Genomic DNA, 7,517 nt, shown 5'->3' with positions numbered 1-7,517 from the left:
CGCGCCCCCGCCCCCCCCCGACCCCCCCCCCCCCCCCCCCCGCGCCCCCGGCCCCCGGGCCGCGCCCCCCCCCCCCCGGGCCCGGTAACGCTTCGGCATCCTCCGGGCCGCGGACCATTGACACCCCGCTGACGGGGCCCGTACGGTCCTTCCCAAGCGACTGGAAACTTTCCTAACAGTTCGGCTCCCCGAACCCGAGGGTTCACCCTCGTCGCTCCCCCCACCAGCCGGAAGAGGAGGATTTCGCGCGTGACCAAGACCACCGCCAAGGCCCCCCTCGCCGGCACCCCCAGCCTGCTGCGCGCCATCAACGACCGCGCCGCCCTCGAACTGCTGCTGGAGAACGGACCGCTCTCCCGCACCCAGATCGGCACCCTGACCGGCCTCTCCAAGCCCACCGCCTCCCAGCTGCTGGCCCGCCTGGAGGCGGCCGGACTGGTCCTGCCGGTCGGCACCACCGCCGGCGGCCCCGGCCCCAACGCGCAGCTGTACGAGGTGAATCCGGCCGCCGGCCACGTCGCCGGACTGGACGTCACCAACAGCGAGATCAGAGTCGCCGTCGCCGACATCACCGGCTCCACGCTGGCCGAGCACGCCGTGCCGACCAAGGGCGTGCCGGCCGCCGAGACCGTCGCCAAGGTCGCTGCCGCCGTCACCGAGACCGTCCGCGCCGCCGGGCTGGCCGCGGGCAGCCTGCGCACCGCCGCGATCGGCGTCGGCGGCGCCCCCGACCCGGTCACCGGCAAGCTGCGCTACGCCTCCCACCTGCCCGGCTGGCACTCGCCGCGGCTGGTCGAGGAGCTGTCCGAGGCGATCGGCGCGCCCGTGTCGATCGAGAACGACGTGAACCTCGCCGCCGTCGCCGAACAGGCCTCCGGCGCGGCGCGGGGCTCCGAGGACTTCGTCCTGCTCTGGGCCGGTGCGGGCACCGGCGCCGCGATCGTCATCGCCGGCCGGCTGCACCGCGGCTTCACCGGCGGAGCCGGGGAGGTCGGCTACATGCCGGTGCCCGGCTCACCGGTCGCGCGGGACGTGCGCCGCCGCAAGTTCGGCGGGTTCCAGGAGCTGGTCGGCACACCCGCCGTCCGGACCCTGGCCCGCGAGCACGGGCTCGGCGCGCCCACCGCCGAGGACTCGATCGCCAAGGCCCTGGAGACCCCGGGCGCCGGCGACGCCTTCCTCGTCGAACTGGCCGGCCGGCTCGCCGTCGGACTGGCCGCGATCGTCGCCGTCGTCGACCCCCAGCTGGTGGTCCTCTCCGGCGCGGTGCCCACCGCGGGCGGCGAACGCCTGCGCGCCCTCGTCGAGGACGAACTGGCCAGGCTCTCCATCGCCCGGCCCGAGGTCCGCAGCAGCGCCCTGCCCGGCTCGCCCGTCCTGCTCGGCGCCCTGCAACGCGCGCTGGCGGACGCCCGCGAGGCGGTCTTCTCCACCCACTGACAGCCACCCGACTGACAGCCACCCACCGACGCCCACCCGCCGACGCCCACCCGCCGACGCTCCCCGGTCGCCCGCCACCCCGCACGCACCCTGCACCCACCTCTCCCCACCCCCGAACGCGGGCCCCGAGGCAATGACGCCTGCCCGCGCACCCCCAGGAGGACCTCGAAGTGCACTCCACCACCTCCCGCAGAGGCCGTCGCACGATCGCCGCCGTCACCGGCACCGCCGTCCTGGCCCTGCTCGCCACCGCCTGCACCGGCAGCAGCGAGAGCAGCGGCAGCGACGACTCGGCCAGCGGCAAGGACGTCACCATCACCTTCTGGCACGGCTGGAGCCAGGACAACGAGGTGAAGGCGATCAACGACAACATCGCCGCCTTCGAGAAGGCCCACCCCAACATCCACGTCAAGGCCGTGGACAACATCGCGGACGACAAGGTCAACCAGGCCCTGCGGGCCGGCGGCGACGACGCGCCGGACGTGGTCTCCTCCTTCACCACCAACAACGTCGGCATGTTCTGTTCGACCAAGGCGTTCACCGACCTCAAGCCGCTGCTGCAGAAGAGCGGCATCGACCCGGTCAAGACCTTCCCGGCCGCGATGCTCAACTACACGCAGTTCCAGGGCAACCAGTGCTCGCTGCCGCTGCTCGGCGACGCCTACGGCCTCTACTACAACAAGAAGGCCTTCGCCGACGCGGGCATCGCCAACCCGCCGAAGACCTTCAGCGAGTTCGCCGAGGACGCCAAGAAGCTGACCCTCGCGGACGGCGACGGCTACAAGCAGCTCGGCTTCATGCCGCTGTACCACGGCTACGAGTCGACCACCGAGCACTTCCTCGGCCAGTACGGCCCGACCTACTTCGGCGCCGACGGCAAGTCGAACATCGCCGCCGACCCGAAGGTCGCCGCGATGCTCAAGTGGCAGAAGGACATGGTCGACCAGCTCGGCGGCTACACCAAGCTGGAGAAGTACCGCGCCACCTTCGGCGAGGAGTTCAGCGCCAAGAACCCCTTCCTCACCGGCAAGGTCGCGATGGCCATCGACGGCGAGTGGCGCACCGCCGCCCTCGCCGACAACAAGCCCGACTTCGACTGGGCCACCGCCGCGTTCCCTGTCCCGGACGACCAGGCCGACACCTACGGCCGCGGCTACCAGACCGGCACCATCGTCGGCATCGCCAGCAGCAGCAAGAAGCAGGCCGCGGCCTGGGAGCTGGTCAAGTACCTGACCACCGACACCGACGCGGTGGTCGGCTTCGCCAACGCGATCCACAACGTGCCCAGCACCTTCGACGCGCTCAACTCGCCGAAGCTGACGAACGACCCGAACTTCAAGACCTTCATCGACGTCGCCAAGAACCAGTACTCGGGCACCACCCCGGCGGCCGTCAACGGCAGCGGCTACATCGCCTCCCTGCAGAACCTCGGCTACGACTACGAGTCCGGCAAGCAGCCCGATCTCGCGGCCGGCCTCGCGGCCACCGCCAAGGAGATCGACGCCGCCATCGCCCAGGCGAAGTAGCGGAAACGGTCCACGGAGCTCCCATGTCACTCGCGTTCGGCACCCGCAAGGGCACCGGATCGACCGACCCGGCGGCGCCCTCCACGCAGCACCTGCTGCGCCGGAAGCGCCGCCGGGAGGCGGCCCGCACCCTCGCCTTCCTCTCCCCCTGGCTGATCGGCTTCGGCGTCTTCTTCCTGTACCCGCTGATCTCCACCGCCTACTTCTCCTTCACCAAGTACAACGGCTTCGGCGCCCCCACCTTCAGCGGCCTGAAGAACTGGGACTACGTCTTCAACGACCTCCCGGCGTTCTGGCAGGGCCTGCGCAACACCGTGTGGCTGGTCTTCATCATGGTGAGCCTGCGGGTCGCCTTCGGCCTCGGCATCGGCCTGCTCATCACCAAGGTCAAGACCGGCGCCGGCTTCTTCCGCACCGCGTTCTACCTGCCGTACCTGGCACCGCCGGTGGCCGCCACCGTCGCCTTCGCCTTCCTGCTCAACCCCGGCACCGGCCCGGTCAACCACTTCCTCGGCGAGCTCGGCCTCCCGCAGCCCGGCTGGTTCGCCAGCGCCGACTGGTCCAAGCCCGCGCTCACCATGCTCGCCATGTGGGGCATCGGCGACCTGATGGTCATCTTCATGGCCTCGCTGCTCGACGTCCCCAAGGAGCAGTACGAGGCCGCCGAACTGGACGGCGCCGGACCCTTCCAGCGGTTCCGGTACGTCACGCTGCCGAACATCTCGCCGATCATCATGTTCGCCGTGGTCACCGGCGTCATCCAGACCATGCAGTACTACACCCAGGCGATCGTCGCCGGGAAGGTCGCCGGCGGCATCGCGGGCAACTCCGGCCAGCAGTTCGAGCCCGGCTTCCCGCAGGGCTCCACCTGGACCCTGCCGCAGATGGTCTACAACCTCGGCTTCCAGCGCTTCAACTACGGCGCGGCGTGCGTCGTCGCCCTGGTGCTGTTCGCCATCTCGATGGCCGTCACCTCGCTCCTGCTCCGCCGCAAGTCCGGCTTCATGGCGAGTGACGACTAGTCCGTGTGCTGCGGACCCAGCGGACCGATGAGGACCCGATCATGACTCTCAGCTCCACACTCACCAAGGCGCCCGCCCCGGCCGGCCCCTCCCGCGCCTCCGGCCCGGCCGCCCGGGCGGCCCGCCGCCGCGCGATGCTCCACTGGGTGGCCGTGCACTCGCTGGCCATCGCCGCCGCGCTGTTCTTCCTGCTGCCGTTCGTCTTCGCCTTCCTCACCTCGGTGATGACCGACCAGCAGGCGCTCACCACCGACTACTGGCCGACCTCCTGGCAGTGGGGCAACTACGGCAAGGTCTGGGACACCCCCGGCTTCCTCACCTGGTGGCGCAACACCCTGCTCTACGCGGGCCTCGGCACCGTCCTGACCATCGTCTCCAGCCTGCCGGTCGCCTACGCGCTCGCCAAGTTCCGCTTCCGGGGCCGCAACCTGGCGCTGATGGCCGTCATCGCCATGATGATGCTCCCGCCGCAGGTCACCGTCATCCCGATGTACCTGTTCTGGGCCAAGCAGCTCGGCCTCGGCGGCTCGCTCTGGCCGCTCATCATCCCGATGGCCTTCGGCGACGCGTTCTCGATCTTCCTGCTGCGCCAGTTCCTGCTGACCATCCCCAAGGAGTACATCGAGGCCGCCCGGATCGACGGCTGCGGCGACCTGCGCACCCTGCTGAAGGTCGTGCTGCCGATGGCCAAGCCGGCCATCGCCGCCGTCGCCCTGTTCCAGTTCTTCTACTGCTGGAACGACTACTTCGGCCCGCAGATCTACGCCAGCAACAACCACGCGGCCTGGACGCTCTCGTACGGCCTGGAGTCGTTCAAGGGCGCCCACCACACCAACTGGAACCTCACCATGGCCGCCACCCTCCTCGTGATGGCACCGGTGATCATCCTCTTCTTCTTCGCACAGAAGGCCTTCATCGAAGGCGTGACACTGACAGGGGTCAAGGGCTGATGTCCGCACTCAAGTTGGCAATCGTCGGCGGCGGTTCGACGTACACCCCGGAGCTGATCGACGGCTTCGCCCGGCTCCGCGACACCCTGCCGATCGGCGAGCTGGTGCTCATCGACCCGGCCGCCGACCGGCTGGAGCTGATCGGCGGGCTCGCCCGGCGGATCTTCGCCAAGCAGGGGCACGGTGCCGTCGTCACCACCACCGTCGACGTCGAGGCCGGTGTCGCCGACGCCGACGCCGTGCTGCTGCAACTGCGCGTCGGCGGGCAGGCCGCCCGCAACCGGGACGAGACCTGGCCGCTGGAGTGCGGCTGCGTCGGCCAGGAGACCACCGGCGCCGGCGGCCTCGCCAAGGCGCTGCGCACCGTCCCGGTCGTCCTCGACATCGCCGAGAAGGTCCGGCGCGCCAACCCGGAGGCCTGGATCGTCGACTTCACCAACCCCGTCGGCATCGTCACCCGCGCACTGCGCAACGCCGGGCACAAGGCCGTCGGCCTGTGCAACGTCGCCATCGGCTTCCAGCGCAAGTTCGCGACCCACCTCGGCGTCGACCCGGAGCTGGTCCGGCTCGACCACGTCGGCCTCAACCACCTCACCTGGGAGCGCGGCGTCACCCTGCTCGACGCCCCGGGCTCGACGACGGGCCGGGAGGTGCTGCCGGAGCTGCTCGCCGCGCACGGCAAGGCCATCGCCGAGGACCTGCACCTGCCGCAGCCCGTCATCGAGCGGCTCGGCGTCGTGCCGTCCTACTACCTGCGCTACTTCTACCAGCACGACGCCGTCGTCGAGGAACTCAAGGTGCAGGGCTCGCGGGCCGCCCAGGTCGCCGAGATCGAGCGGCAGCTGCTGGAGATGTACGCCGACCCGGCCCTCGACACCAAGCCGGAACTCCTCGGCCAGCGCGGCGGCGCGTTCTACTCCGAGGCGGCGGTCCAGCTGATCGCCGCGCTGCTCGGCACCGGCGGCGGGACGTCCGTGCAGGTCGTCAACGCGCCGAACAACGGCGTGCTGCCGTTCCTGCCCGACGACGCCGTCATCGAGGTCCCGGCCGAGGTCGACGCCAACGGCGTCCGGCCGCTCCCCCAGCGGGCCGTCGAGCCGCTGTACGCCGGCCTCATCGCCGCCGTCACCGCGTACGAGCACCTCGCCCTCGACGCCGCCCTGCACGGCGGCCGCGACCGGGTCTTCGACGCCCTGCTCGCCCACCCGCTGGTCGGCCAGCTCGAACTCGCCGACCAGCTCACCGATCGGCTGCTCGCCCACAACCGCGAGCACCTCGCCTGGGCCTGACGGCCCGGGGCCCGGCTACGCACCCGGGCCCCGCCGGGAAAGCCGCCCGGCCCGCGATATGAGGGTGTCGCGGGCCGGGCACTGCGAGGAGACCGACCACCCCCGGCCGGGGACAACGCCACGGCCGGGCCACGTACGAGCCGCGGGGACCTGATGACCCACCAGCCCGAACCGATCCTGCCAGGCGTCCTCGCCATCGACGCCGGCAACTCCAAGACCGACGTCGCCCTGATCGGCGCCGACGGCACCGTCCATGGCACCGCCCGCGGCGGCGGCTTCGCACCCCAGAAGATCGGCGGCGCCGCCGCCGTCGCCGGCCTCGCCCCGCTCGTCGAACAGGCCGCCGCCGCGGCCGGCCACCCCGCCTGGAGCGGCGTCCTCACCAGCCACGTCAGCGCCTGCCTGGCCAACGCCGACCTGCCCGTCGAGGAGGAGGCCCTGCGCGCCGCGCTGGAATCCCACCCCTGGGGCACCAGCAACACCGTCGTCAACGACACCTTCGGCCTGCTGCGGGCCGGCACCGACGGCCCGCGCGGCGTCGCCGTCGTCTGCGGCGCCGGCATCAACTGCGTGGGCCTGCTGCCCGACGGCCGCACCGCCCGCTTCCCCGCCCTCGGCGAGCTCACCGGCGACTGGGGCGGCGGCGGGGGCCTGGCCGTCACCAGCATGTGGCACGCCGTCCGCCACGAGGACGGCCGCGGCGGCCCCACCGGGCTCTCCCGCGCCATCGCCGAGCACTTCGGCCTGCCCAGCGCCGGCGCCGTCGCCGAGGCCGTCCACCTCGGGCACCTGCCGACCAGCCGGCTGCACGAGATCGTCCGGGTGCTGTTCGCCGTCGCGGAGCAGGGCGACGAGGTCGCCCTGGGACTGATCGACCGCCAGGCCGACGAGATCGTCCGGCTCGCCGTCGTCGCCCTGCGGCGGCTGGAACTGCTCGACGCGCGGACCCCGCTGGTGCTCGGCGGCGGCGTGCTCGCCTCCCGGCAGCCGCTGCTGATCGACAACCTGACCGCCCGTCTGGCCGAGGCCGCGCCGCTCGCCGAACCGCGGGTCGTCGTCGCGCCGCCCGTCCTGGGCGCGGCCCTGCTCGGACTCGACCACCTCGGGGCGGGCCCCGCGGCCCAGGCCCGGCTGCGCGAGGCGTACGAGGCGCAACGGCCCGTCGCCGTCTGACCGTTACGCCGCCCCTCAAGACTCCCGCGGCCGCCGGATCCGCACATCCCGCGGCCGCGGGGACCCCCCCCCCTGCCCCCCGCCGGGTCCGGGGGTGACTGTGGCGCCCCGGTGCCG

Annotated in this window: 6 protein-coding genes; all 6 read left to right on the top strand. The window is 72.2% G+C overall.

Translation table 11 applies throughout. The features are described from left to right. Positions 1–249: 249 nt before the first annotated feature. On the top strand, positions 250–1,440 hold the full coding sequence (locus ACFV6D_RS28840; RefSeq protein ID WP_380561677.1) for an ROK family transcriptional regulator: 1,191 nt from the start codon (positions 250–252) through the stop codon (positions 1,438–1,440). A gap of 170 nt (positions 1,441–1,610) precedes the next feature. Then, entirely contained in the window at positions 1,611–2,966 is a 1,356-nt protein-coding gene (locus ACFV6D_RS28835) for an ABC transporter substrate-binding protein (RefSeq protein ID WP_063349452.1), read from the top strand. Between the two features lie 23 nt (positions 2,967–2,989). Further along, positions 2,990–3,988: a carbohydrate ABC transporter permease gene (locus ACFV6D_RS28830; protein ID WP_079135906.1), complete on the top strand. Its 999-nt coding sequence runs from the start codon at positions 2,990–2,992 to the stop codon at positions 3,986–3,988. 41 nt (positions 3,989–4,029) lie between these two features. Further along, positions 4,030–4,938 carry a carbohydrate ABC transporter permease gene (locus ACFV6D_RS28825; protein ID WP_063351434.1) on the top strand — a complete coding sequence of 303 codons (909 nt, stop codon included), beginning with the start codon at positions 4,030–4,032 and terminating at the stop codon, positions 4,936–4,938. After that, complete coding sequence (locus ACFV6D_RS28820) at positions 4,938–6,227, top strand: 6-phospho-beta-glucosidase (RefSeq protein ID WP_380430293.1); 1,290 nt, start codon at positions 4,938–4,940, stop codon at positions 6,225–6,227. The genes ACFV6D_RS28825 and ACFV6D_RS28820 overlap by 1 nt, the downstream gene beginning before the upstream one ends. A gap of 153 nt (positions 6,228–6,380) precedes the next feature. Next, positions 6,381–7,400, top strand: coding sequence for an N-acetylglucosamine kinase (locus tag ACFV6D_RS28815; protein ID WP_380344709.1), 1,020 nt, complete (start codon positions 6,381–6,383; stop codon positions 7,398–7,400). Positions 7,401–7,517 lie beyond the last annotated feature (117 nt).

Source organism: Kitasatospora sp. NPDC059812 (assembly GCF_042732075.1).
GTDB lineage: Bacteria > Actinomycetota > Actinomycetes > Streptomycetales > Streptomycetaceae > Kitasatospora.
This window is presented reverse-complemented; position numbering and strand designations above follow the sequence as displayed.